Origin of the sequence: Parapedobacter koreensis (assembly GCF_900109365.1) — a bacterium.
Classification (GTDB): Bacteria; Bacteroidota; Bacteroidia; order Sphingobacteriales; family Sphingobacteriaceae; genus Parapedobacter; species Parapedobacter koreensis.
In genome coordinates this window covers 447,570-473,384 of record NZ_FNZR01000001.1, presented here as the reverse complement: position 1 = coordinate 473,384, position 25,815 = coordinate 447,570, and the positions used below count along the sequence as shown (strand labels likewise).

The window sequence follows — 25,815 nt, the reverse complement described above, 5'->3', positions numbered from 1 at the left end:
CTTCATCAACAGGAGTTAATCAAGTAACTTTTTTTCAAAGGTATAAATTTGGGAGAGGATAATCCCAATTTTATCCAGCAAACTATTTAGTATGAACCATCATATACTGCATTGGCAACGAATCATGCGTATATCTATTTTAATTTACAGCATCTTTTTATCGTTTTCACAATTGTTGCTGGCGGGAAACAGCAGCGGGCAGGTGCTCCGCAGGCAGCTAAATGTATCGGTCGGCGAACAGACACTGGAGAACGCGATACAGCAATTAGCGATGACCGCGAAGATTGACTTTGCGTATGACGCACAGAGCCTGGGTATGGATGCAATACGGGTGCGCGCCAGGACATACCAAGACGAAGCGTTGGAAACGATTTTGGCAGAACTATTGGCCGGCACAGCGATCCACTATAAAGAGGAGGTTTCTGGTACGGTCACCCTTTATAAATTACAACAACCGGGCAGGATAGCAGGCCGGGTCACTGATGTCCGGGGCGAGCCATTGGCTGGAGCATCGGTGAGGGTCACCCAGCTGAACCGTACGTATTCAACAGACAGCGAAGGGACTTTTTCGATTCCTGCACAGGCCGGCGTATACACGGTGGAGGTGACCTATATTGCTTACGGTACACAACGCAGGGAAGTGACGCTCCAAGCCGGGCAGCAGGTGGATGTCGCGTTTGTCATGCGGGAGGCGGAAGGTGCGTTGAGTGAAGTGGTCGTGGTGGGCTACGGTACGCAGAAGAAGGCCACGTTGACTGGAGCCATCACCGTTGCCGATATGGATAAATTAGCCAACCGCCCGATTACCACCACATCGCAGGCGCTACAGGGTTTAAATGGGCTATACGTGAATCAAAACACGGGCCAGCCCGGGAATGACCAAGCCACGATACGCATCCGTGGGGTGGGAACGCTCAACAATAATGATCCATTGGTATTGGTAGATGGTATTTCCTATCCACTGATAGACGTCAACCCGAATGAAATAGAAAGTATATCCGTCTTGAAAGATGCTGCTTCAACAGCTGTGTATGGCTCATGTGCTGCCAACGGCGTTATCCTCATCACCACTAAATCGGGCAAAAGAAGCGGAGGTTATAAGGTGGATTACAACAACTATTTCGGGGTAGAAGAGGCCATCCAATTGCCGGATGTGGAATTCGACCCCATTAAATTCATGCGCTACAAGAACATCGCGCTTGCCAATGAAGGCAAGGCTCCCGAATATACGGATGCGGAGATTGCGGAATACGAAGCGGGGATACCCAACGATCCCAATGGCTATATGTATCCGCGTACCAATCCGTACGATATTGCCCTGAAAAATGGATTTATGCATGAGCATAACGTTACCGTATCAGGAGGTGGGGATAAACATAACCTGGCATTGACGCTTGGCGCACTCAACCAGGATGGGATTTTGAGATACGACAAATCAAAAGCCAGCAAATATTCGATAAGCCTGAACGGCAAGGTCGATGTGACGGATTTTCTTTCCATCGGTGGTAAACTGTCGGGGATTTATCGCAAGTATGACGAACCGCAAATCACCATGACCAGTTACTGGGATCAAGCGATGTTCCGTACGGTTCCCATTTATCCCATTTTGATCGAAGACGGACGATATGGCAACACGTGGTTGCGTTCTACGGGTTTGAATAGCTGGGCAAATCCGTTAGCGCGACTGAAGGAGGGAAGCCGTGATTATGTACGGACACGGGTCTTGGGGAATGTTTTCGCTGATTTAAAGCTGCCCCTTAACATCACCTATCGTGTCAACCTTGCGGCGAATACATACGACTATATCCAACACGTGTTTCAGCCTTACCTGGAGAATGTCAACCCTAAAACAGGCTCCCCATTCATCGCTTCGAACACAACAAGGGGTTATCGCCGGTATGAAAAGGAAATCAACCTGACGGGCTATCATACCTTGGACTGGCATGCCAGCATTGTCGGGAAGCACAACATTGCGGCATTGCTGGGAAACAGTGTCGAAACCTTTTCGTGGGAATATTTCAATGCCCAAAAAGACGGCTCAATGGATAATCAACTGACGGATATCGATGTTTTTCTGACCAATCCAACCGTCGCAGGCAATAGTACCCGATCCGCACTGTTGTCGTATTTCGGACGGATAAACTATAATTTCGATGAGAAGTACCTGCTGGAGGCCAACTTCCGCTATGACGGTTCTTCCCGTTTTGCCAAGGAGCACCGCTGGGGGCTGTTTCCCTCTTTTTCCGTGGGATGGCGGATAGACAAAGAATCCTTCATGCAGGATGTAGCATGGATAGATGGCTTGAAACCCCGCTTCTCCTGGGGTAAAATCGGCAATCAGGAAATCGCGCTTTGGAGCTATGTCAATTCAGTCGGTTTGAGTCAAAACTATTCCTTTGGAAATACCGAGTCCATTGGGGCCGCAGCTACCGCCATGGCCGATCCGGATCTAAGCTGGGAAACCACGACCATGTCCAATATTGGGGTTGATATCTCGTTGTTCAAGGGACGAGTAAGTGCTACTTTAGAATGGTACAACAAAGACGCAGATGGCGTTCTGCGCCCCGTTAACTATGCTTCGCAGGTCGGAAATATGGCAGGCCCTACGACCAACGTGGGATCCGTGAACAATAAGGGTATCGAAGTGATCTTAAATTACCGAGATACAAAAGGCACCGTGTCTTACGAAATCGGGGGCAGCTTTGCCTACAACAAAAACCGGGTAACCAACCTGGATGGGCAGCAACTGATCGCTGGGCGTTACATTACAGAGGAAGGATCTCCCATACAATCTTATTACATTTATGAAGCCGAAGGAATTTTCCAATCCGAGGAAGAGATTGCCAACCACGCTTTTCAAAACGCGGCAACCCGGGTGGGATTCCTGAAATACAAAGACCAGAACGGGGATAATGTAATTAACGCAGACGACAGGACAGTTGTCCATGGTGTCGTGCCGGAATACACGTATTCATTTAATCTGGGCGCGGGATATAAAGGTTTCCAACTGCTGGCCTTTTTCCAGGGTGTCGGTAAGGTATTTACCTATCCACAATCCAACCTGGCCTATCCGTATTACAACGGTGCGGGCGTGACGAAAGAATGGTTGACGGATTCGTGGACACCTGAAAACCCGAATGCCGGCTTGCCCATTCTGACCACAAGCACCGGAAATACGTTGAATTTTGAGAACTCGACATTTTGGTTGCAAAATGCGGCTTACCTGCGACTAAAGAACCTGCAAGTGAGTTACACCATTCCTGCACGCTTGGCTCAGAAGATGTCCATGAAAGCGATAAGAGTTTTTGCCAATGGGCAGAACCTGCTCACGTTTACAGATATGAAAATCACCGATCCGGAAAAAAACCTGACCCAGGATAACATATTTGCTTATCCGCAGGTGAAAACGTATTCCGCGGGAATCAATGTTACTTTTTAAATAGACCGATAAGATGAAGAAATATAGTTTGTTGTTGATCACCATATATACTGTTTTTTTAACAGGTTGTGAGGACTTACTGGATACGAATCCCGAAAACAGGTATACAGAAGAGACGTTTTGGCAAACGGAAACGCACGCGGATGCAGGGCTGACGGCCTGTTATCAGACGTTGCGCAAGGAAGGCATCTACGGTGGTGGGAGCTGGGCTACCCCACTTTGGGAGGATACGGCTACGCCCAATGCCACGGACTACAACAGTGCATCCGGTTTTTTTCGCATAGCTGAAGGTATACATGATGCGTCAAACAGCGGCATTATTAATAACCGGTGGGCACACGCCTATGAAGGCATAGGCCGATGCAATACGTACTTGGCAAGGGTCGGGAATATTCCGATGGATGAGACCAAGAAAAACCAGGGAATCGCGGAAGCAAAATTCCTCCGGGCCCTTTTTTACAGCCTGCTGATCAATTATTATGGCGACGCCCCACTTATTTTGGATCCACCTGTTAAGGAACATAATACATTGCCCCGCACCCCCAAGGATCAGATCTTTGCGCAGATCATCAACGATCTGGACGAAGCTGCCGAGGTACTGGGCGTAGATGCAACGGAAACGGGAAGAGCTACCAAGGGCGCATGCTATGCGCTTAAAGCCAGGCAATACCTCTACCATGGCTACTATGCAGAGGCTGCTGCCGCTGCCCAACAGGTGATGGATCTGAAAAAGTACAGTATATTTCCTGATTATCGCGGACTATTCATGCCCGAAAACGAGAACAATAGCGAGGTTATCTTTGATGTGCAGTACCTCTTTCCGAATTACTGCCATTCGTTCGACTTGATTCGTCGCCAATACGATACCAGCGCACCTTTGCGGGATCTCATAGATGCTTACCTGATGGATGACGGTACTGCTATCACGACCTCTGCAAGATACGATGCGGATCAATATTGGGAAAACCGGGATCCGCGTTTTCGGATGACACTGGTATGGCCGGGCTCCCAGTATCGGGGAACGACGGTGACTAATACAACATTTGCGCAGACCGGCTATACCTACAAGAAGTACAGTATCTATGACGAAGACAACGCGTATAATAATGTCATCAAAAATGGCAGCCAATCGGATATCAATTACATCGTATTACGTTATGCCGATGTATTGCTAATGTATGCCGAAGCGAAAACCGAACTGGGACAGCTTGACGAAAGTGTATATGAGGCTATTAACGCCGTACGGGGCAGGGACAATGTCCATATGCCGGCAATACAACACACTGATCCCTCAGACGCTGCCAACTATGTGGGCATGACAGACCAGGCCAAGATGCGGGAAATCATCCGGTTGGAGAGACGGATTGAATTTGCTGGGGAAGGCTACTATTACATGGATATCATCAGATGGCGAACCGCAGAAGTAGTGATGAATGCTCCGATCTATAAACATGATTATACGCAAAAACTGGTAAGAACGTTTGATAAAGAGCGGGATTACCTTTGGCCGGTGCCTGCGTACGAAATGCAGGAAAATCCTGCCCTGGCACCCAACAATCCGAATTGGTAAGTTTTACAACGATGAAAGTTCATGCAAGCTTTATTGCCGTTAAAAAACAATTTATTCTAATGGAAAAAATACGTTTCATAATCTTTTTCGTCGGTTTGCTTAGCCATTCCTCCCTTACAGCCGGTAACTTCCTCAACATGGGAAGTTACCGGGGTGACGATTTTGTATTGCATGCGGGCGACATCGTTGCCTGCGGAGACGATCAGGTCATCATCCTTAGCGGCGATGCGGCTGGTAAAAATGCCGTGGAATATCGATGGAGTTGGCGGGCAAGCGAGTCGAAGGATCAGCTGCCTGCAGCCTATCAACCCTTGTTGGCTACATTGGATGATTGCAAACCGGTTGACAATAACACCAAGTTGCTCATTACTTCCTCAAGCGGTGCAACGGTGCTACTGGACATCGCATCCAAGAAGGTGCTTTTTTATGCCAAAACACCCATGGCGCATTCGGCAGATCTGCTGCCCAATAATCGCATTGCAGTAGCCAATTCAACGCATGCACTTGGCAACAGCTTGGAAATTTATGAGGTAGGAAAGAACGAACAGGTCATCTATAAAGACAGCCTGTATTCGGGACATGGAGTGGTTTGGGATGCGTCCAGTAAACAATTGCTGGCCCTTGGCTTTAATGACCTACGGGTGTATGAGTTGGTGGATTGGTCATCTGAAAAGCCAACCTTGAGGCTGGTGAAATCGCATAAATTGCCAAACGAAGGAGGGCACGATTTGAGTAAGGTGGATGAGTCCCGTTTTCTGGTGACCACCCACCATGGCGTGTGGCTCTTCAACAACACCGGCGAGGGCTTATTTGAGCCTTTCGCTCCCCTGGCAGACCGTGTAAACGTGAAATCGGCGTATTACCAATCGGATACCGGCAAACTGGTGTTTACCATTGCAGAACAAAGCTGGTGGACATTTAACATTTATGGTGAAAACCCAATGTTCACGCTTCATATTCCATCTGTTAAGTTATATAAGGTGAGGGTGGCACCTTGATTGAATCTTGGATTAAGGGTATGGGGCGCCTGCCCCATACCCTTAGTTTTACTAATAAAACTTAACCAATTCATAACACATCATCTGCTATCGATATCCTGTCTTTGGATTAGTTTTGCCCATCGTCATGGAAGTCGTTGCTAAAAACTGGGATAACAAACAACTGGTTGAACATTTAGTGGAAGGCGATCAGCTTGCTTTTGAATTTGTTGTACGTCAGTATTCCGGTGATTTGCTGCAACGGGCTTTCCAATGGACAAAGGATCAGCATCAGGCAGCAGATTTGGTACAGGATGTATTGCTTGACCTGTGGGAACGTCATAGCAACTTGCAGGTGACTGCCTCGCTACAAGGTTACCTCTACAGCATGCTGAAACACCGGTTTCTCCGGCTGGTGTCCCGCAGTAACTTACATGAGCAAGCAATGAGCCATTTGTTGCAACGGATGGATCAATTGCAAAGCTCCATCTTGGATGTGATGGCCGCTTCGGATCTCCAACAGACATTGTCAGCGGTCGTTGATCGGTTGCCGGAAAACATGCGCAAGATATTCGTTCTCCGTAATGAAGACTACACCTTGCGGGAAATTGCGCAGGCGCTTGGACTTGCCGAACAAACGGTAAAAAGTTACCATTCCGAATTAAATCGCCGGATCAAGGAAGCGATACTGGCCAAGCATCCCGATATCAGCCATTCCCTTTTGGTACTTATCATTGCCAAGTTAATGGAAAATTAACGATTTAATCGCAAATATTCAATATACTTTTTGGGCTCCCATGTCTCTTTCCTGTGTAAAGCGACAGTATAGTGAAATCCTCCAGACTCAAAGAATTAATCAGACGCTACCAGAGCGGCAAGGCCTCACCTGCCGAACGGTATATCGTAGACCGTTGGCTTGAATCATTCCAACAGGACGATGGAAACGGCGCTGGCGTTGAAGAAACCGGATACCTGACGTCGTTTCAGCAAACGGTGCTCGACCGTGCCTTTGCTACTGGAAAGCCTTCGGTAAAACATCGTCCTCATTGGGCGAGATGGGCAGCAGCGGCACTGTTGTTAAGTGTGGTGTCCATGTCGCTATGGTTTTATACGCAGCAGTCTGGAGCGGGGGGCGCTCAGGTGCCGGAGGGGATAACACAAACAGTGTCTACGGGCATCAGGCAGGTGAAACGTTTAATGCTGCCAGACAGCACCATTGTATTCCTCAATGCCAATACCTCCTTGGAAGTGGCCGCTGACTTTGGAACGCATGAACGGGTGGTGAAATTGGTGGGCGAGGCTTATTTTGAAGTGCAACGAGACACACTGAAACCGTTTAAAGTACAGACAGATGGTCTGGAGGTGAAAGTATTGGGTACCCTATTTAATGTGAATGCTTATCAAACGCTCGATGACATCCAGGTGGCAGTGAATGCCGGCAAGGTGCAGGTGTCCGACCAAAACCAGGTGCTTGCGTTGCTACATGCGGAGGAAGGGTTGACCTACAACCGGCAAACAGCCAGCTTTCAACGATCGCAGCTTTCATCAACGAAAGCGTCTTCTTGGAGGGAGGGCGTTAGTGTACTGGCAGAAGCCAGCTTCGCTATGCTAGCGCAGGTGCTGCACAACTATTATGGAATAGAACTACTAAGTACCGATAACAAGGTGCGTTCAACAGCCTACAATTTCACGGTGCGATCCACCCGGACACTGGAGCAGACCATGGTGCAATTGTGCGAAATGTTAACCAAAAAATACAGAAAGGAGGGCAATCGGATCATCATCTACTGATATAAAAAACCAGGGCCGCAAAGTGCGGCACCTGCTTGATAAAAGGTGAGCAGTAATTAGCTTGGAACCCTTATACTGCTCTCCCGTGTTAGTAAACAATTAACATTCACCAACCCCCAAAAATAAGGAATATCCTTGAGTATGGGGAATTAATATCCATTTGAATATGAACTTTTTACTGCAATGGCAGTGGTATATGAAAATTACAGCGATACTCTATTTCGTTTTGGCTACCACCACCTCGCTCTTACAGGCTTCTCCAAGTCACGGGCAGGTATTAAAAAAGCGGGTTACGGTAAGCTATCAAGGCACCACCCTTCACGATGTCATCAAAGATTTACAACGGCAAGCGAATGTGGATTTTGGTTTCACTAAAGATCTGAAACTGGATGAAGTTACCGTGAAAAATGTCCGTTTTGATGACAAATCATTGCGCGAGGTATTGGCGTCGTTGCTTGAACCGAATGACTTGGTATTCAATGAGGTAGCTGGAGCTATCGTGTTGTCGCACAAGCAGCAACCCGGCCGTCTTGTCGGCCGAATCACCGATGAGCGGGGCGAACCGCTCGCCGGAGCCAGTATCCGGATTGTGGAACTCAACCGCAGTTTCAGCACGGATGGAGAAGGGAATTTCACCATTAGTTTGCAACCTGGCATCTATTCCGTGGAGGTAAACTATATCTCCTACCAACGGCAAACTAAACAGGGCGTCAAGGTGGAGGAAAGTAGTACCGTGACTGCGGATTTCGTCTTGCAGGAGTCTTTGGACGCGCTGGACGAAGTGGTGGTAACCGCCCTGGGCATCTCACGGCAGGAAAAATCGCTCGGCTATTCCGTCGGCAAAGTAGCCGGCGATCAATTGGTAAGAGTGCCTCAGGAGAATGTACTGAACGCACTTTCCGGAAAAGTATCGGGCGTAACGATCAACCAGACCGGTCCCACAGGTTCTTCCGTAAGTATGGTTATCCGGGGCGGAACTTCCCTCGCCGGAGATAATCAGCCATTGTTTGTGATCGACGGTATTCCCGTGTCAAGTACATTGAATAATGTCGGTCAATTCGGGTCGGGAAACCCGGTTGACTACGGTAATGCCATTTCCGACCTGAACCCGGAAGATATTGAAAGTATGACGATACTGAAGGGGCCGAGTGCAGCCGCCCTGTACGGTTCGCGAGCCGCCAGTGGCGTTGTGGTGGTTACCACTAAATCCGGGAAGAACGCAAAAGGACTTCGGGTGGATGTCAGCACCAATACCGTATTCGACATTCCATACAAATTTTACAGGAAGCAAAATTTATTTGCCCCTGGAACCCGACCGATCACGCAGGACGATGTCCCCGAGGGTACGATCCTGGATCTACCGGCGAGTGTCACTACCGGAATGGGAATACCTTTGGATAAAGGCATTTTTGCCACCCAGTGGCGCAGGCCGGAATACACCGATGAACCCCTTCTCCCGACCGAGGTGGTCGGCCATCCGGATAACTTCAGGAATTTTGTGAATACCGGTTTAACCACGACCAACTCCTTATCCCTCAGCAATGGCAACGAAAGGATGAACTACCGCGTGGGGGTTACCAATATGACCAACCAAGGCATTATTCCCGGTACCGACTTGAACAGAAATAACTTCTCCGCAGCCGGACAATTCAAAGGAGGGAGGAATTTCACATTCTCGACGAATATCAACTACACGCAATCCTGGGCAGACAACAGACCGGCAGGGAATCGGGGCACCAATGTGCTGCAATATGCGATGCAAATGCCTAATAATCTCGACATAAGGGAGTTCGAAAACTACTGGGTTACGGGTAAAGAAGGTCAAGAGCTTGTTCGTCTTTATGACGGATGGGATAATCCCTATTTTCTGGCCTATGAGGTCAAAAACGCTTTCCGCCGCGACCGAGTTTATGGAAATTTGATAGCGGAGTATCAAATTCTGCCGAAATTGAGTGCCATGGCGCGTATGACGATGGATAGTTTTTTTGAACGACGCGAAACCAAAATCCCGGTAGGTTACTCCGGTGAGCCTAATAACGGTGCTTATGGTCTGGGCAATATTACAAACTATGAGCGCAACTTCGATTTTTTGATCAAATGGGACGATCGCGTGGGCGATTTCGCTTATACGCTTTCAGCGGGGGGTAACGAGATGTATACCAAGGGTACCGACATATCCAATTCGTCGACACCCGGCAGAGGATTGATATCTCCGAATGTGTTTACCATCAAAAATATCGCGCCTGAAAACCTCCTGTATAGCAGTGCCTGGTCGCAAAAAGCTATCCAGAGCCTGTATGCGTTCGCCAACCTGGGATGGAAAGATAGGGTGTACCTGGATTTGACAGCGCGTAACGACTGGAGCAGTACGCTTCCCAAGAACAACCGATCCTATTTTTATCCTTCGGCGTCGTTGAGTTTATTGGTCGATCAGCTGATCGATTTGGGCCCCCGGGTATCCTTGATTAAGTTGAGAGGCGGCTGGGCGCAAGTGGGTAATGATACGTCACCTTATCAGTTGCTTGCGACGTACAACGCACTGGAACCCTGGGGTACCACAACGCGCTATGCCAAATCAGGCACGATGCTGGTGCCCAACCTGAAACCGGAATTGGCGACATCAATCGAATTCGGAACGGATTTAGCGTTTTTCCAGAACCGCCTGCGGTTTGAAGGCACCTATTTCGTGGTGGATAATGAAAACCAGATCGTACAAAATCAGCCTATTCCCAGTTCGAGCGGTTTCAGTACCACCAATCTCAATATGGGTCTGGTGCAGAGCAAAGGATGGGAGTTTACCCTCGGAGGTACGCCCATCCAAACAGCTGGTTGGAGGTGGGATGTCAACGTTAATATGACAAGAACCCGTACGGTGCTTAAAGAACTTGCCCCCGGAATCACCAGATTACCGATTTGGAACGAAGCTTCGGCAGGCTCTGCATCGTGGGTTAACGTCGGCGAGCAGATTGGAAACATTTACTCCCCCAAGGAGGTGAGAGTAACCGACCCGACCTCCGAATATTATGGATATCCGATCCTGAACTCCCAGGGCCGTTGGACGAGTGTGTCGAGAGAAGTGGCCAATTATCGATCGGGGAATTTCAACCCCGATTTCATACTTGGTGCCAATTCTGTCGTATCGTACAAAAACTTTGCGTTGAACTTTACGCTCGACTGGAGATACGGCGGCGAATTCTTTTCGGATACCGAACGTCGTATACGGAATAACGGTGCATCTCCCCGCGCTTACGAAAGAGAAACCATAGATGCCGGAGGCCGCACGGGCAAAGCGCTCAGCGACTGGTTGAAAGCCAATGACCACTTATTTACGGATGACGGTCTGATCAGGTATGTGGGAGGACCCACTCGCGAGATGGGCGGATACCATGCTGTCGACGGTATTGCTTGGGATGGAACGTTCGCTCCGGGTGTATTGGAACAAAGAGATGCAGATGGTAATCTTATCGGGTATATCGAACACCTGGGCGAGGGAAGTGAAACCATATGGGGTGTTTTCAGACAATACGATACCTCCTGGAATTTCCCTCAGGCAAGCATACTTCCTGCCGATTTTATCAAGCTCCGAGAAGTGTCCCTGACGTATAATATCCCGCCGAGCGCGTTGGAAAAATTAAAGATCAAGGGGTTGGCTGTCTCCGTTTTCAGCCGAAACATTATGCTTTGGACAAAGGCCAAGGTAAACATAGACCCCGAAAGGGCGTTCGTGCCCACTACCGAGGGCGAAGGCAGGAGAGGTATCCAGATGAGACAGGGAACGGAGGAGTTCAACATCGAACCCTGGGTAATGCCGATGGGCGTAAAATTAAACGTAACCTTTTAACACTTTACTTGGTTGACAATGAAAGCATACGGTATCATATTAATGTTTTTAATAGGTCTTTTCATCACATCGTGCAAAGACCTCGATGAGATGAACATCGACCCCAACGGGATTGCCCCTTCGATCGCAAATCCCAGCCATCTATTGCCGACAGTGATAAGCAGAAGCGGCATTGCAGTCACAAATTTAGGATTCGGTGATATTTCCGGCGTGATGCAACACACCCAAAAAGACGGCTGGTCGGGTGGTCATAATGATTTTGGATGGCAAAGTTCAAGCCATAACGGAGTTTGGCAAAGCCTCTACCAGAACCTCAGTGATTCCAAAGAAATGTTGCATAAGGCGGAAGAAACGAACAATGACTTTTTCAGAGGAACGGCCCTGGTCATGATGGCCTATAATTTCGGTTATATTGCCGATTTGTGGGGCGATGCGCCTTTTTCGGAGGCGCTCCGGAACGACGAAGGAATCATGAACCCCAAATACGATTCGCAATTCGATATTTACAAGGGTATACTCGATTACCTCGATCAGGCAAATACCCTGTTGTCAAAAGACCAGGGTGCATATAACACGATCAATAACGGTCAGGATATTCTCTACGCCGGCGACGCATCTAAATGGCGTAAGTTTGCCAATTCGTTGTCGATCAGGTATAGTTTGAGACTTTCGGAAAAAGATCCGTCATTCGCCCAGGAAAATATCCGTAAAATATTGGGAGATCCTGCCACCTATCCCCTTATTTTGGAGGTTGCGGACGAAGCCGCTTTTGCCTACACCGGAAACAATCCGTCGAGTTCATGGCCCACCAACATTGTCGGAAATACCGATCTGAGCTCCGATTACCATAGAAGAAAAATGTGTGCTACGTTGGTCGAGGAGATGCGGCAATATAACGACCCCAGGTTGGGTGTATGGGCAAACCGGGTCGAGTTGCCACTGCATCTCGACGAAAGTAAAAGCGACACATACGATAATGTAGAAGATGTTGTCTTCACGATCAATGGAGAGACAACGACGGTAAGATGTCGTGTGATCGGCAAGGGAATTGTGGATGATTACATTGAAAAATACGATGAACCTGTCAACTATAACCTCGATTTTATCGGAATGCCCCCCAACTGGACAGATATTTCCCTGTTCGCCTATAACCTGAGCCCGTCAACGTATCAGGGAAGACCGAACCCCCATTGTTCGATGCTGAATGATATTTACAAACTGGCTTCTCATGAATTGTTGAAATCAAGAATGTTGTCTGCTTCCGAGGTTCACTTCGACCTTGCCGAGATCGCATTGAAAGGATGGGGCGGCAATGCCGAATCCCACTACAACGATGCGATAAGGACCTCTTTTGAAGCGTGGGGTGTGGCCGCCGATTACGCCGCCTATATTGTCCAACCCGGTGCGGCGTTTGCCAACACATTGGAACAGATCATTACACAAAAATGGGTAGCCAGTTGGAGCGCCGCATGTGAATCGTGGTTCGACTGGAGAAGAACAGGGTATCCTGTATTTGAAACCGTCGGCATGAGAGCTAAAAGGGATGTAATGCCCGTCAGATTGTATTATCCCACTAATGAAGAGACAACTAATGCTGAAAAATTAAGGGAAGCATTGCCAAATTTTGAAGATACACGTTATTCGCTCGAAGAACCTGACAACGAAGCGTTTCCTGTATTGAAAAAGAACAGTGCATGGTCAAAAATGTGGCTGTTGCAAGGTACCGGCAAGCCCTGGTAACATGTGTTTTGTAATGTTATACTAAACAAAAATTGAAATGAATACTTTTTTTCGATATCTCGCAGTTTTGATACTGCTCTCGGCGTGCAGCGCCAATGCCAATAAACAGCAAGAGGCTTTCATACCCGTTGCCGAAGTGAGGGATCAGGTATTGGAGCGTCTTATCCAACAGGAGCCGAAGGAGCGCTTAGCTAGTCTGGACGATGAGTTTGTGATGAACTTTATCACAGAGGAAGAGAAGCATGTTTTCGCCAATAATAGTTGGGTATTCACGGTCGATAAGCCTGCGATCGTGTCCATCATGCGGTTCAAGGGCCAGAAAACAGTTCCATTTTGGCTGGAAGAAAGTGGTTTTACAAATACCGGAAAAACCGTTAGTAACGATAGTTACGACTATGAGGTGTGGCAAAAACAAGTTCCTGCGGGGAAAGTAAACCTGGGAATCAATGGTTTTGACCTCCAACGAGTAGTCTATTTTGTGACGATTGGGCCCGTAGCGAAAGGCTCGGAGCTGAACATCACGGATGTCTACCCGAATCAATGGCCCGTTATCAACATGGAAAAGGGCGCATATACGTATAACGACTGGCCCAGCTTGACCCTACAGGAGCTGCCCGACGAATTGGAAGGGCACACCCTGTTTACCACCATCCGTGGTCGTGCCCGGGAAGCCAGTATGGTGAATAGCTTCCGCCCGACCATGCACCCGTCGTCCACAACTCCCGATGAGGTGGTGCTGTCGTGGGAGGGCGACCCCACTACTACGCAAGCCGTGCAATGGCGAACGAATACGGCCGTAACCGACGGGTATGTCAAGTACTGGAAGCATGGCGCATCGGAAAACAATGCACAAGAGGCAGCAGGAACTCCGCTTCGCCTTAAAGACGTTTACATCAGCAATGATATGGAGGTCAATCACTGGGGAGTCAACCTTACCGGATTGACTCCGGGTACGAAGTATGATTACAAAGTGGTGAGTAAGCAGCAGGGCACGAGCAGCGAAATGTATACATTTACAACTGCTCCTGACAAGAAAGACACACCGTTCAAATTTATTTACATTGGCGATACCCACAATGCCGATATCGTAAAGCCTACGTTGGAACAGGCTTTCAAAGCATGCCCGGATGCGGCATTCTTAACCCATACCGGCGATCACGTCAACACAGGTTTGTTCCGCAATGAATGGGATAGGCAACTTTATCTGGGCAAGGAAGTGTTCGCAAACATGTCCTATATGCCTGTGTTGGGTAATCACGACAGCCAAGATGGGCTTCCGCCGGAACTCTACACGCAGCTTTTCAGGCTGCCCGAAAATTCCGGCTGCGGCCTGACCCCCGAACGTAATTATTCATTCACTTACGGAGATGCGCGTTTCATTGTAATCGACGTTACTGGAGGAAGTGCTGAGAAAGTTAAATGTTGGCTCGACGGAGAGATGAACAAGGCAACCGAAAAATGGAAAATTGTCATGATGCATTTCCCACCGTATCATTCCGATCGTTACTCACCACAGCTTCGTGCATGGTGGGGACCGCTGTTCGACAAGTACGGGATAGATTTGGTATTATCGGGACACATCCACCAATATTTTCGCTCGTATCCCATATTTGGCAATGAGGTAATGAACACAACCGGAAAAGGGACCGTTTATGTTGCTTCGATGGTCGTGAAGGGAAACGAAAGTGAACGCGTACCGTCATCCAACTATAACGTCACGTATTCATTTAAGGGCGGGCAGTATCAGATCATTGAAATAAACGGCAATAACCTTGATTTTCTGTCGAAAAGTAACGACGGAGCGGTTATCGACAAATTTCAACTGGTAAAACCATAATCGTCTTTTGCACCATCTCCATTAATTAGTTGGAAAGCGTGAGTACGGTGCTGCACTGTACTCACGCTGTTTTCGGATAGACTTTTTCTCCTTTTTGTACGCTTCACGATTTGTTAATAGCCTGTATGCTTGGTTTTCATAGCAGATGTTTACTATTGCTAAACAAACGAATGAAACAATCTGGACGAAAAGTATTTTAATTTATTAGTGTATATGAAACGTATGATTCAATTGGTGCTATTATTGGCAACATTCCAATATGGTGTGGCCGCTGAACAACCTACCTTTGTTGTCCTCCCTTATTTGCAATGGGCTACACAGACCAGCATGGATGTCAAGTGGGAAACAGCACAGCCCACTGCCGGCTGGGTGCAGTATGGCCCTGCCGAGTTTGATGCAAAGGCACCCAATCTGTCGCTCAGGAGCGAAGCCAGCTCCGACACGGTCTTCCACACGGTACACCTGACCGGATTGCAGGTATCGACCGAATACTTCTATCGGACGGTGAGTGTGAGTCAGCAAGGAGACACCCTGTATAGCGATATTTATCCATTCAAAACTGCCGTAAAAGACGACGAACCCGTTGGCTTCATCGTTTTCACCGATTCACAGGGGCGGCCCAATCCCAATGTATGGGGCAAGATTGCTACTGTGGCCGAGGCAGAGCGGCCTAACTTTGCCATCCATGCCGGCGATCAGGTAGACAATGGGCATCGGCTTAGTGACTGGATAGGGCAGTTCCTGCCTCAGGGCCAACCCTTCATGAGCAAGTATGCCGTATATGCCACACTTGGCAACCATGAGCGCGATGCACCTGCTTTCCATAAATACCTTGGCCATCCGGAAGGGAAAAGGGTCTATGCCGTGACCTATGGCAATGTGCAGATTATCCTGTTCGATTCCAACCAGGATTTATCGGCAGGTAGTGAAAATTACAATGCATTGGAGGCCGAGTTGGCTAAGCCTTCTACTGCTAAATGGAGGATTGTGGCCCAGCACCATTGTATTTATTCTTCTGACAACGACGACCATGGCGACACCCGTGTAAGCAAATCGACCTTGGGCATCCATCGCCTCGCTCACCTGCCCGCATTGTATGATAAATATAATGTCGATTTGGTGTTTTATGGACATGTCCACACGTATGAACGGACCTGGCCACTTCGAAACAATCGGGTAGACAATCAAAACGGGACGATTTATATTCAGGTGGGAGGCAACGGCGGGGGGCTTGAGACACCCGCACCACTGCGTTCTTGGTTTACCAATAAAATCAAATACGGGCATCACTTTGGCTATGTGCGCGCAGCGGGCGATGAGTTGCATTTCCAGGCCATCGATATCGACGGTCAGGTGTTTGACCAGTTGGAGTTGAGGAAAGGCGACCGCTAATATAATCCAATGTAACTTGCATATAAACAGAACTTTATTTAAATTTGCAACTATATTATAGTCGCAAACTATTGAGCCGTTCAGAAAAAGCCATAAAACGATTTGCTGAGATTCCTAAGGATTTCACCTGGGATGAGTTCGTTAAAGTAATGGCATACTTCGGCTTCAATGAGTTAAAGACAGGAAAAACAGGCGGTTCGCGTAGAAAGTTTGTTGATGACAACAAAAATGTCATCAGCTTACACAAACCGCATCCGCAAAATATTATGAAGCGGTACGCTATTGAGGAAGCTATCGCCGTGTTAAAAAAACTGGGGCACAAATTATGAAAGACGTATTGGCATACAAAGACTATTATGGCACAGTTTCCTACAGTGCCGACGATGAGGTACTGCATGGCAAAATCATCGGAATAAACGATTTGGTCACTTACGAGGCAGCATCTACAACTGAATTAAAACAGGCATTCCATGAAGCGGTTGACGATTACATCGCTACCTGTGAGGCCATTGGAAAACAACCTCAGAAAACGTTTAAGGGAAGCTTTAATGTACGTATTCCCAGCGAGCTTCATAAAGAAGCGTCAATCGTTGCATCGCAGCGGCACATATCACTCAACGATCTGGTCAAAGCAGCTATTGCCTATGCCGTCAAACACCAGGATATGCTCTCAAGTGATAACCTGACCCAATCACCAATGCGAGAGATTTAATAATGGCTTAATGTTGTAAATCTACCTTTGTCAAGACAATCGTCTTACATGATGGATCAGACGCTGGAACTTAGGTGGTGGGAAGCCGTCCGGCAACAGGACGACAGGAAGCTGTTTGATCGGCTCTACCTTGGGCATTGGGAAAAGCTTTACGCCATCGCATGGAGCCGCACCAAGGATGAAGCCGTAGCCAAAGATATTGTGCAGGATGTCTTCGTGAGCTTCTGGGAGCGGCGGAAGGACATTACCATCCGTACAGGAGTCGGACAATACCTCACCGGAGCGTTGAAAAACCGGTTGATTGACTATTTCCAATCCGAGCAAGTCAAACAACGGGTATTTGCATATGTGCTCGGCCAGATGGAGGCCTTCCTCCGGCAGTCGGATGATGCGTGGTCGTATCAGGAAGTGGAAGACATTTTGGAAGATGAACTGGAGAAAATGCCGGACAATATGCGCAAGTCTTTCCTATTGAAGCTCGATAACCTCAGTACCCCGGACATCGCGAAACGCCTGAACCTCGCCGAACAGACCGTGAGCAACTTGCTCACCGAAGCCTCCAAGCGCCTGCGCAAAAACCTGCCTCATCGATTCCAAGACAACGCGATGCCCATCTTGATCACCTTTCTTCAGGTGATTCACGATTTGTTAACAAATAAATAACCATTTGTAGAAGTAATTCCGGCCCTTCCGGCAGACGTATCCGTAAAAGACGAATACGTGCGACCACATTTATTTAAAGGATTATTACGGAAGTATCGTGCAGGGAAAACTACCGAGCAGGAAACCAAATTAGTAGACGACTGGTATGCGTCATTCGGCGAAGTGTTTCCCGAAAAAAACGCGCAGCAGCAGAAGGCCCTCCGGAATGAATTGCACGCGCGCATCCAACGCCGGTTGTCTCCCGATGAAATGCAGCCAGCCGGTTCCGGGCGGCGGTATTTGCTGCGGGGAATGGCCGCAGCAGCTGTGGTCATGATGGCTATCGGAATTGGCGCTTGGTACCTGGCACAACGGGATGGAACATCACGGTCGCAGAAAGACAGGCAATGGGTAGCGGTGACAGCGGAACAAGGGACGCTGAAAAAAGTACAATTACCGGACAGCACCACCGTATGGCTGAATGCAGGAAGTAAGCTGGGCTTCTACACCCCATTTGGTCAGGCCGGTAGCCGGGAAGTGGTATTGGAAGAGGGAGAAGCTTTTTTTGAGGTGACGCCCGATACGGCTAAACCTTTTATCGTCCATTCCGACGTACTGAGCACACGTGTGCTGGGTACATCTTTCAATGTGAAAGCATATGCGGAACTCAATGAAATGCAGGTATCCGTATTGACTGGGCGCGTGGAAGTGTCGCAGGGAGATAGCCTTGTATTGGGGGTATTGCATCGGGGAGACGAATTGACCTACCGCAAATCAACGCAAACGGCCAGTATCCAACAGGTGGCAACTGAAAACAGCAACGGATGGATGGTAGGTAAGACAAGTCTCCGGCAAGCATCATTTGATGAACTGGCGGTGGTATTGCGCCATTCTCATGGCATGAGGCTTCGTGCGGGTGATGGTACGATCGCCAAACAACGCTATAGCATCCAATTCAGCCGGGACGTGCCCATCGATGACCTGATTAAGGCGATTTGCGAAGTTCACGGCAATCAGTATAGAAAGGAGGGGGACACGATTACGATATTTTAAGTTAAGGAAAAAATAAACCGGTAGGCGATGGCGTCGCCATACCGGTAAGGATTTGGGCCAGTAAACGTTTGGCAGCGCATCACGGGCCCTGAATAGCAATTACGTTTTAACAACTACTATTTCCATAGCAAAGATAAGACTGTCTTGCCAATAAACAAGGATGTCCTTTGGAAGTAGTTTCAATGGAAAAAGAATCAATGAATAGTTTACTACTGTATTTAAAACAGGTAATGAGAATATCCACATTAGCGGTTTTTATAATGATACTGATGACGGAAGTGCTCTCCGCAGGAGAGGCAACGGCACAGTTTCGAAAAAAGGTGAATATCCGTTTGGAGGGAGACAATGCCCTGACGGCCATCCAGCAATTGGAAAAGCAGGACGTGCAGTTTGCCTACAATGCTGAGCAATTGAAGCTCGACCAAATCCGGATAGCCGATCGGATGCTGGAAAAAACGACTGTGGAAGAGGTACTGGCGTACCTACTGGATCATACGGACGTGATGTATGAGGAAACAAATGGGTTTATCATTTTAAAACGAAAGCAGCAACCTGGCCGTCTTGTTGGCCATATCACCGATGAGCGTGGCGAACCTCTCGCTGGAGCCAGTATCCGGATTGTGGAGCTCAACCGCAGCTTCAGCACGGACGGGGATGGGTATTTTACCATTAGCCTACAGCCTGGGATATATACGGTGGAGGTAAACTACATTTCTTACCAACGGCAAACAAAGCAGGGTGTCAATGTGGGGGGAAACGGGACAGTCACCGTGGATTTCACCTTGCGGGAGTCTTTGGACGCGCTGGATGAAGTCGTAGTGGTGGGTTATGGTACGCAACGGAAAAGTGATATCACAGGGGCTGTGGCTTCGGTACCCAAAGATCGGTTGGAGATGGTGCCCAATCTCAATATTGGCCAAGCACTGCAGGGTACCGTTCCGGGCGTTGTGTTTATGCAATCCGTAGGAGGTGCTGCACCCAGCGGAGATATCATGATACGTGGCCGAAACTCCATCTTGGCGAGCAATGCTCCGCTCATCATTTTGGACGGCGTACCTTTCAATGGGCAGCTGATGGACATCAATGTAAATGACGTTGCATCGATAGAGGTGCTGAAAGACGCATCTTCTGCCGCGATTTATGGTTCGCGGGGCGCAAATGGTGTCATATTGGTCACTACCAAAAAAGGGGCCAGTGGGCAGGCCGTCATCGCATACGACGGGAAATATGCGGCCCAGAAGCCCAACATGATGCCCAGGTATATGAGCGCGGAAGAATTCTACCAATTCAAGGAGATACGCGAACCGGGGAAAGTCACAGGCAGTGAGCAAGCGCTTTATGACGCCGGGGCGTGGACGGATTGGGCTGAGTTGGCGATTCGTGATGGAAGCAGCAATCAACATAACCTGGCCGTATCGGGGACGATCAACGATACCAAATATTACTTGAGTGGAGGATATCTAAAGGTAAATGGCCAGACCATCAACAACAGTTTCGAACGCATCAGCAGCCGGGTGAACGTAGAAACTAAAGTGGCCAAATGGTTTACCATCGGTACCAATACCCAACTGACCTTTGACGACGGAGGAAATGCACCCGTCAGCTGGAGTGACCTTTTTGCTACCAATCCGCTGACAAGCGCTTACGACGAAAATGGCGATCTGACCATCTATCCATGGCCTGAATTCATTGACATTGCTAACCCACTGGCACCGTTGAACTATGAATATTTTGACAAATCCTTTCAAGTGGTAGCCAATAATTTCCTGCAAGTGGATATCCCATTTGTCCAAGGACTAAGTTATCGGCTCAACAACGGCCTGCGCAAACGCGTGGACGATTCGGGTGTATACCGGGGAAGAAATACCAGTGAGGGGCTTGCGAACAGGGGAAGTGCCAATACCAGCCGTGGGATAGGAGACAACATTTTGCTGGAAAACATCTTGACCTATCAAAAGGACATAGGCAAGCACCATATTTTTGCTACGGCACTGTACAGCTACGAAGAAAATAAGGGCACGGTAAACGGGATGGAGGCCAATGGCTTTCCCCACGATTTCTTAGGCTGGTATGCTGTGGGACAGGCGGATTTTGTGCTGCCTTCCTATGGCTACAACAAAACGGTATTGATCTCGCAAATGCTTCGATTGAACTACGCGTATGACAACCGGTACCTCCTGACGCTTACCGGACGGCGTGATGGTTATTCCGGGTTCGGGGCGGATAACAAGTGGGGATTATTCCCCTCCGTAGCCTTGGGATGGAATATCCATCGGGAGTCGTTTTTTGACCAAGATGCATGGGTCAACGAGTTGAAACTTCGGGCATCGTATGGCACGAATGGTAATCAGGCTGTTGCTGCATATGAGTCGATTTCGAGGCTGGGTGAGGAAAATTCAGTGACCGGAGGCACTTCCCTTCCGGGCTACATACCTACGAAGATTGGGCAGGGTAATTTGGGCTGGGAAACCAGCCGAACCCTGAACATTGGAATGGATTACGGCCTGTGGAAGGGGCGTGTGTCCGGCGATGTGAACCTGTACAATACCCACACGTTTGATTTGTTGCTCAACCGGACGATTTCTCCTGTACATGGCATTACATCCATCACGCAGAATATCGGCAAGACGGACAATAGAGGGGTTGAATTTTCGGTCAACGCAACGCTGATCGAAAAGAACGATTTCGGCTGGATGGCCTCGGGCAATGTGGCACTCAACCGCAATAAGATAGTCTCTTTATATGGAGAGTTGGATGCACAAGGCAATGAAATTGACGACGTGGCTAATGCTTGGTTCATTGGGCGGCCAATATTGGTCAACTACGATTTCAAGTTTGCTGGGGTATGGCAGTTGGGAGAAGAAGCCGAGGCTGAACAATGGGAGGCCCAACCCGGCTACGCCAAAATCGTGGATGTGGACGGCAGCAAATCGCGTACTGAAGCAGACCGTATGGTCATCGGGCAGCTTGACCCGAAGACGACGTGGGGGCTGACCAATACGTGGACGTATAAGGATATCGGGCTGAGTGTGTTTATGCATGGGGTGCATGGCATCACCAAGCAGAATGCGCTCTTGCAAGACGCTTCGGCAAGCTCCGAAGTGAGGCGGAATGTCATCAAGAAGAATTGGTGGACGCCTGACAATCCGACTAATGAATTTTACATGAATGCCGTGAATGTGCAGGCGGCACCCATCTATGAGAATGCGAGTTTTATCCGGATTAAGGATATCACATTGTTCTATAATTTTCCGGAACGCCTTTCAAAGACATTGGGATTGAATCGATTGCGGGTATATGCGGTAGGGCGGAACCTGTTTACGTTTACCGAATGGTCAGCCAGTGATCCCGAATTGAATTTTGGCAGGGGTAATGCCCCCCTGGCCAAGGAATTTGTCTTTGGATTGAACATTGATTTTTAACGCAAGCAACATGAATTTTTCAAAAAATAAGATAATGAAAGGCTTATATCGATTGACGGTAGTGGCATTGATGCTGGGATTCAGCATGAGCTGCTCCGATAACTATTTGGAAGAAAATCCGCCGCACCTGATTACTTCGGAAACGTTGTTTACCAGCTATTCCGGATTTGAGGCGGGCCTCAATGGTTTATATGCGTTGGTACGCCATGAACGGGAAGGGCTGGCAGGGTCGTCGTCCATGACGACAGAACTCTTTATGAACGGTACGGACAATATTGTCACGAACCATGTTGTCGGGAGTTTCAACAATGTGGCGATGTTTTGGGAAACGGAAAACAATTCCCTCGTAGGATTTTACAACGACGGTTTTTCTTGGTTATATAAGGTGGTGAATACGGCGAACACGCTGATTGTCCAAGCGGAAAAAGAAGGTGTCGATTGGGAAGGCGGCGGCCACTCCGCGGATGAGAATAAACAACTGTTGCTTGCCAATGCGCGTGCCGCGCGTGCGTGGGCATATCGGCACTTGGTGTTCGGCTGGGGGGATGTGCCCTTGAATTTGGAAGAAACTAACGGGACGACCATCAAGACCGACTGGTCAAGGACACCGATGGCCGAAGTGCGCCGACAGATGATCGCTGATTGGCGGTTTGCTGAGCAGTATGTGCCCGTAGAACCTATTCCCGGCCAAATTTCCAAAGGTGCCGTGCAGCATTACCTGGCTGAAACGTATCTCGTGCTGAATAACCTCGATAGTGCCTTGTATTGGGTAGATCAAGTGGTGAATACGCCGAATTATAAACTCGTCACCGAGCGGTACGGGGTGGATGCCGACAAGCCGGGCGTACCCTTCATGGACATGTTTAAGGGCGGTAATACTAACCGGGAAGAAGGCAATACCGAAGCGCTGTGGGTGTTCCAGTTCGAACCGCGCACCGTTGGCGGTGGAAGCAATCCCATCGAGCGCCGCCACCACATCAGCCGGTTTAGCTCGATAAATATCAACGGCGTATCGCCATTGATACTGACGGAAGAAAGGGGATATGGCCTTGGACGGATGTCATTGACGAAATGGGCCATCGAAAACTACGAGCCGCAGGACGACCGTGGATCGGAGTACGCCATCCGCAAATTCTTTATCTTGCAGGACGCTGCCCAGAATGCACCTTTCCCGGCAGACCGCCTGCCGGAAGGCTACCAGTATGGCGATACCATCTGGCTGGACTGGAGCAGTGATATCAGCTTTGAAGCCAGGGGAAGGACAAACTGGCCGTATTCCCGGAAGGTAGAGTGGAAGGATCCGACCAACGTACAAAACGACTATTCCTTTAAGGATGCCATTTATTTGCGGCTGGCCGAAACCTACTTACTGCGAGCCGAAATTTTATACCGGCTGAATCGCACCTCCGAGGCGGTCGATGTGCTCAATAGTATCCGGCGTCGCGCACACGCCAGTGAGATCGATGAAAACGATGTGGATATTGATTTCATATTGGACGAACGCTCGCGCGAACTGGTATTGGAGGAGCACCGGCGCTATACCCTGCTGCGTACGGGCAAATGGTTGGAACGCACAAGACGCTATAATCACAATGGCGGACAACGCATCGTGGAACGTGATACCTTGTTTCCCATTCCGCAGGTGGTCATCGATGCCAACCTGACAAGTCCAATGACTCAAAACCAGGGCTATAATTAAAATCTTGATCACATGAACGTTAGGCAACTCATCAGTTTTGTGCTGATTTTCTGCGGAAGTTTGGGATATGGTTTCAGCCAATCCGCCCAATCGGGAAAGACAGATTTTTCCTTTGTGTTTATGACAGACGTGCATATCCGACCGGATTCAGCCGTTGTGGCTGCGTTTAACCGGGCCATTGATACCATCAATAAGCTTGATGTGGATTTCGTGATTTCGGGTGGTGATCAGGTATATGATGTGATGCGTGGCAATAAAGCGAAAAGCGATACGCTATTCACATTGTATAAAACGCTGAGTGGGCGGATAAAGGTGCCGGTGCACAATACCGTGGGCAACCACGAATTGTTTGGTATCTACCCCGAAAGTGTAGAAGATTCCACCCATGCGGACTACAAATATGGGATGTTCAGGCGCTATTTTGGGGATACGTATTACGCATTTGACCACAAAGGCTGGCATTTTATCGTATTGAATGCATTGGATGTGGCCGACCAGAAGTATTTCGGGCAGATCGGAACGGAACAGTTGCGTTGGCTGCAACGCGACTTGGCTGCGGTATCACCTGAGACACCAATCGTAGTGACCCTGCACATCCCCTTGGTATCGGTATTCAATCAAGTGTATCCCCGGCCAGGTCAAAATAATGACGACGGCCCCGGCATCGTGGATCGGGATGAACTGCTGGCGGCTTTTAAGGGACATAAGCTCAAACTGGTCTTGCAGGGGCACTTGCATTGGCTGGAAGATCTGAACGTAGAAAGCAGGACGCATTTTATTACAGGCGGGTCCGTTGCTGGACGCCCCACATGGCGGGGAACGAATTTCGGCCCCCGTGGTTTTCTGCTTTTTGATGTCAAGGACGACCGGTTTAGCTGGGAGTATATCAAATACGAGCAACCTATGAATTAATCTGAATTTATACGGTCAAAAAAACCTGCTACAACACGTAGCAGGTTTTTTTGCATAAGCGATTATTTAACGTAAAAATAATGCCGAATAAAACCTGCTAAAAATGCAGGTGAGTAATTTTGACGCGTGAAACATGCATCGGATCAAGAGTTGCTTACTCAGGTTAGGCAAGCAAATAGCCAAGCCTTTGATGAGTTATATCAACGTTGCTGGAAACCCCTGTATGTGCATGCGTTTAAGAAAACAGGCGATAAGGACGAGGCTTTCGATTTGGTACAAGATGTTTTCGTGACATTTTGGGATAAGCGCAAACAACTTCCTGAGATTACTACCTCCCCTCAGTTTTATCTTCGTGGCATGCTGATCCACAAAATTGCCCGTTACTTTCGTGATAGGGGTTTCAAAGAAGCCCATGAAAAAAATTTTGCGGCCTTCTTGCGGCAAGAGGGAATAGCCGATCGAGAAGTGCCTGCGCTTAACAATCCCCATCTGGATATTGAAGAGACAGTGGCTGCGGTACACAGCAGCATTGAATCCATGCCCCAGCGGATGCGGAAGATTTTTCAGCTGAATAAATTTGATCACCTTTCCATAGCTGAGATTGCCGAAGCACTCAATCTATCCCCGCAAACGGTGAAAAACCAACTGGGTACCGCTATTTCCCGCATAAAAAAAGAGGTGACACTTCATCATTTTACACCTGAACAGTTATTATTGGTATACTGGTTAATAAAACCTTAACATAAATTTCACTGTAAATTTCTGGTACTTCTTGTCGGCCGTGGCAC

At 48.5% G+C, this 25,815-nt stretch carries 17 protein-coding genes; all 17 read left to right on the top strand.

Going from position 1 to position 25,815, the window contains the following annotated elements; all coding sequences use genetic code 11:
- The first annotated feature begins 91 nt into the window (after window positions 1-91).
- The 17 genes from BMW65_RS02015 (at window position 92) to BMW65_RS01935 (ending at window position 25,768) form a co-directional block, all read left to right on the top strand.
- Entirely contained in the window at window positions 92-3,439 is a 3,348-nt protein-coding gene (locus BMW65_RS02015) for a SusC/RagA family TonB-linked outer membrane protein (RefSeq protein WP_090602357.1), read from the top strand.
- A gap of 13 nt (window positions 3,440-3,452) precedes the next feature.
- Window positions 3,453-5,009: a RagB/SusD family nutrient uptake outer membrane protein gene (locus tag BMW65_RS02010; RefSeq protein ID WP_090602356.1), complete on the top strand. Its 1,557-nt coding sequence runs from the start codon at window positions 3,453-3,455 to the stop codon at window positions 5,007-5,009.
- A 59-nt stretch (window positions 5,010-5,068) separates the two neighbouring features.
- A complete protein-coding gene (locus BMW65_RS02005) occupies window positions 5,069-6,007 on the top strand; it encodes a DUF6528 family protein (protein WP_090602354.1) in 939 nt (312 codons plus the stop codon).
- 127 nt (window positions 6,008-6,134) lie between these two features.
- Window positions 6,135-6,743 carry an RNA polymerase sigma factor gene (locus BMW65_RS02000; RefSeq protein WP_090602353.1) on the top strand — a complete coding sequence of 203 codons (609 nt, stop codon included), beginning with the start codon at window positions 6,135-6,137 and terminating at the stop codon, window positions 6,741-6,743.
- Window positions 6,744-6,814: 71 nt separating this feature from the next.
- Window positions 6,815-7,777: a FecR family protein gene (locus BMW65_RS01995; RefSeq protein ID WP_090602351.1), complete on the top strand. Its 963-nt coding sequence runs from the start codon at window positions 6,815-6,817 to the stop codon at window positions 7,775-7,777.
- Between the two features lie 166 nt (window positions 7,778-7,943).
- Entirely contained in the window at window positions 7,944-11,618 is a 3,675-nt protein-coding gene (locus tag BMW65_RS01990; protein ID WP_090602350.1) for a SusC/RagA family TonB-linked outer membrane protein, read from the top strand.
- Between the two features lie 18 nt (window positions 11,619-11,636).
- Window positions 11,637-13,358: a SusD/RagB family nutrient-binding outer membrane lipoprotein gene (locus BMW65_RS01985; RefSeq protein ID WP_090602348.1), complete on the top strand. Its 1,722-nt coding sequence runs from the start codon at window positions 11,637-11,639 to the stop codon at window positions 13,356-13,358.
- Window positions 13,359-13,395: 37 nt separating this feature from the next.
- On the top strand, window positions 13,396-15,195 hold the full coding sequence (locus BMW65_RS01980; RefSeq protein ID WP_090602347.1) for a purple acid phosphatase family protein: 1,800 nt from the start codon (window positions 13,396-13,398) through the stop codon (window positions 15,193-15,195).
- A 213-nt stretch (window positions 15,196-15,408) separates the two neighbouring features.
- Window positions 15,409-16,587, top strand: coding sequence for a purple acid phosphatase family protein (locus BMW65_RS01975; protein WP_090602345.1), 1,179 nt, complete (start codon window positions 15,409-15,411; stop codon window positions 16,585-16,587).
- 71 nt (window positions 16,588-16,658) lie between these two features.
- Window positions 16,659-16,916, top strand: a complete 258-nt coding sequence (locus tag BMW65_RS01970) for a type II toxin-antitoxin system HicA family toxin (RefSeq protein ID WP_090602344.1) — start codon at window positions 16,659-16,661, stop codon at window positions 16,914-16,916.
- Entirely contained in the window at window positions 16,913-17,299 is a 387-nt protein-coding gene (locus BMW65_RS01965) for a type II toxin-antitoxin system HicB family antitoxin (RefSeq protein ID WP_090602342.1), read from the top strand. Before BMW65_RS01970 ends, BMW65_RS01965 begins: the two co-directional genes overlap by 4 nt.
- Window positions 17,300-17,347: 48 nt before the next feature.
- Window positions 17,348-17,962, top strand: a complete 615-nt coding sequence (locus BMW65_RS01960) for a sigma-70 family RNA polymerase sigma factor (protein WP_090602341.1) — start codon at window positions 17,348-17,350, stop codon at window positions 17,960-17,962.
- A 57-nt stretch (window positions 17,963-18,019) separates the two neighbouring features.
- Window positions 18,020-18,994, top strand: a complete 975-nt coding sequence (locus BMW65_RS01955) for a FecR family protein (RefSeq protein WP_143053772.1) — start codon at window positions 18,020-18,022, stop codon at window positions 18,992-18,994.
- 260 nt (window positions 18,995-19,254) lie between these two features.
- Entirely contained in the window at window positions 19,255-22,416 is a 3,162-nt protein-coding gene (locus BMW65_RS01950; RefSeq protein WP_177180953.1) for a SusC/RagA family TonB-linked outer membrane protein, read from the top strand.
- A gap of 34 nt (window positions 22,417-22,450) precedes the next feature.
- Window positions 22,451-24,115, top strand: a complete 1,665-nt coding sequence (locus BMW65_RS01945) for a RagB/SusD family nutrient uptake outer membrane protein (RefSeq protein ID WP_177180952.1) — start codon at window positions 22,451-22,453, stop codon at window positions 24,113-24,115.
- A 12-nt stretch (window positions 24,116-24,127) separates the two neighbouring features.
- Entirely contained in the window at window positions 24,128-25,027 is a 900-nt protein-coding gene (locus BMW65_RS01940) for a metallophosphoesterase family protein (RefSeq protein ID WP_090602335.1), read from the top strand.
- 126 nt (window positions 25,028-25,153) lie between these two features.
- A complete protein-coding gene (locus BMW65_RS01935) occupies window positions 25,154-25,768 on the top strand; it encodes an RNA polymerase sigma factor (RefSeq protein WP_090602333.1) in 615 nt (204 codons plus the stop codon).
- Window positions 25,769-25,815 lie beyond the last annotated feature (47 nt).

Coding starts and splice junctions, on each gene's coding strand:
- BMW65_RS02015 (WP_090602357.1), top strand. CDS start 92: ATGAACCATCATATACTGCATTGGCAACGAATCATGCGTATATCTATT.
- BMW65_RS02010 (WP_090602356.1), top strand. CDS start 3,453: ATGAAGAAATATAGTTTGTTGTTGATCACCATATATACTGTTTTTTTA.
- BMW65_RS02005 (WP_090602354.1), top strand. CDS start 5,069: ATGGAAAAAATACGTTTCATAATCTTTTTCGTCGGTTTGCTTAGCCAT.
- BMW65_RS02000 (WP_090602353.1), top strand. CDS start 6,135: ATGGAAGTCGTTGCTAAAAACTGGGATAACAAACAACTGGTTGAACAT.
- BMW65_RS01990 (WP_090602350.1), top strand. CDS start 7,944: ATGAACTTTTTACTGCAATGGCAGTGGTATATGAAAATTACAGCGATA.
- BMW65_RS01985 (WP_090602348.1), top strand. CDS start 11,637: ATGAAAGCATACGGTATCATATTAATGTTTTTAATAGGTCTTTTCATC.
- BMW65_RS01980 (WP_090602347.1), top strand. CDS start 13,396: ATGAATACTTTTTTTCGATATCTCGCAGTTTTGATACTGCTCTCGGCG.
- BMW65_RS01975 (WP_090602345.1), top strand. CDS start 15,409: ATGAAACGTATGATTCAATTGGTGCTATTATTGGCAACATTCCAATAT.
- BMW65_RS01965 (WP_090602342.1), top strand. CDS start 16,913: ATGAAAGACGTATTGGCATACAAAGACTATTATGGCACAGTTTCCTAC.
- BMW65_RS01960 (WP_090602341.1), top strand. CDS start 17,348: ATGATGGATCAGACGCTGGAACTTAGGTGGTGGGAAGCCGTCCGGCAA.
- BMW65_RS01950 (WP_177180953.1), top strand. CDS start 19,255: ATGATACTGATGACGGAAGTGCTCTCCGCAGGAGAGGCAACGGCACAG.
- BMW65_RS01945 (WP_177180952.1), top strand. CDS start 22,451: ATGAAAGGCTTATATCGATTGACGGTAGTGGCATTGATGCTGGGATTC.
- BMW65_RS01940 (WP_090602335.1), top strand. CDS start 24,128: ATGAACGTTAGGCAACTCATCAGTTTTGTGCTGATTTTCTGCGGAAGT.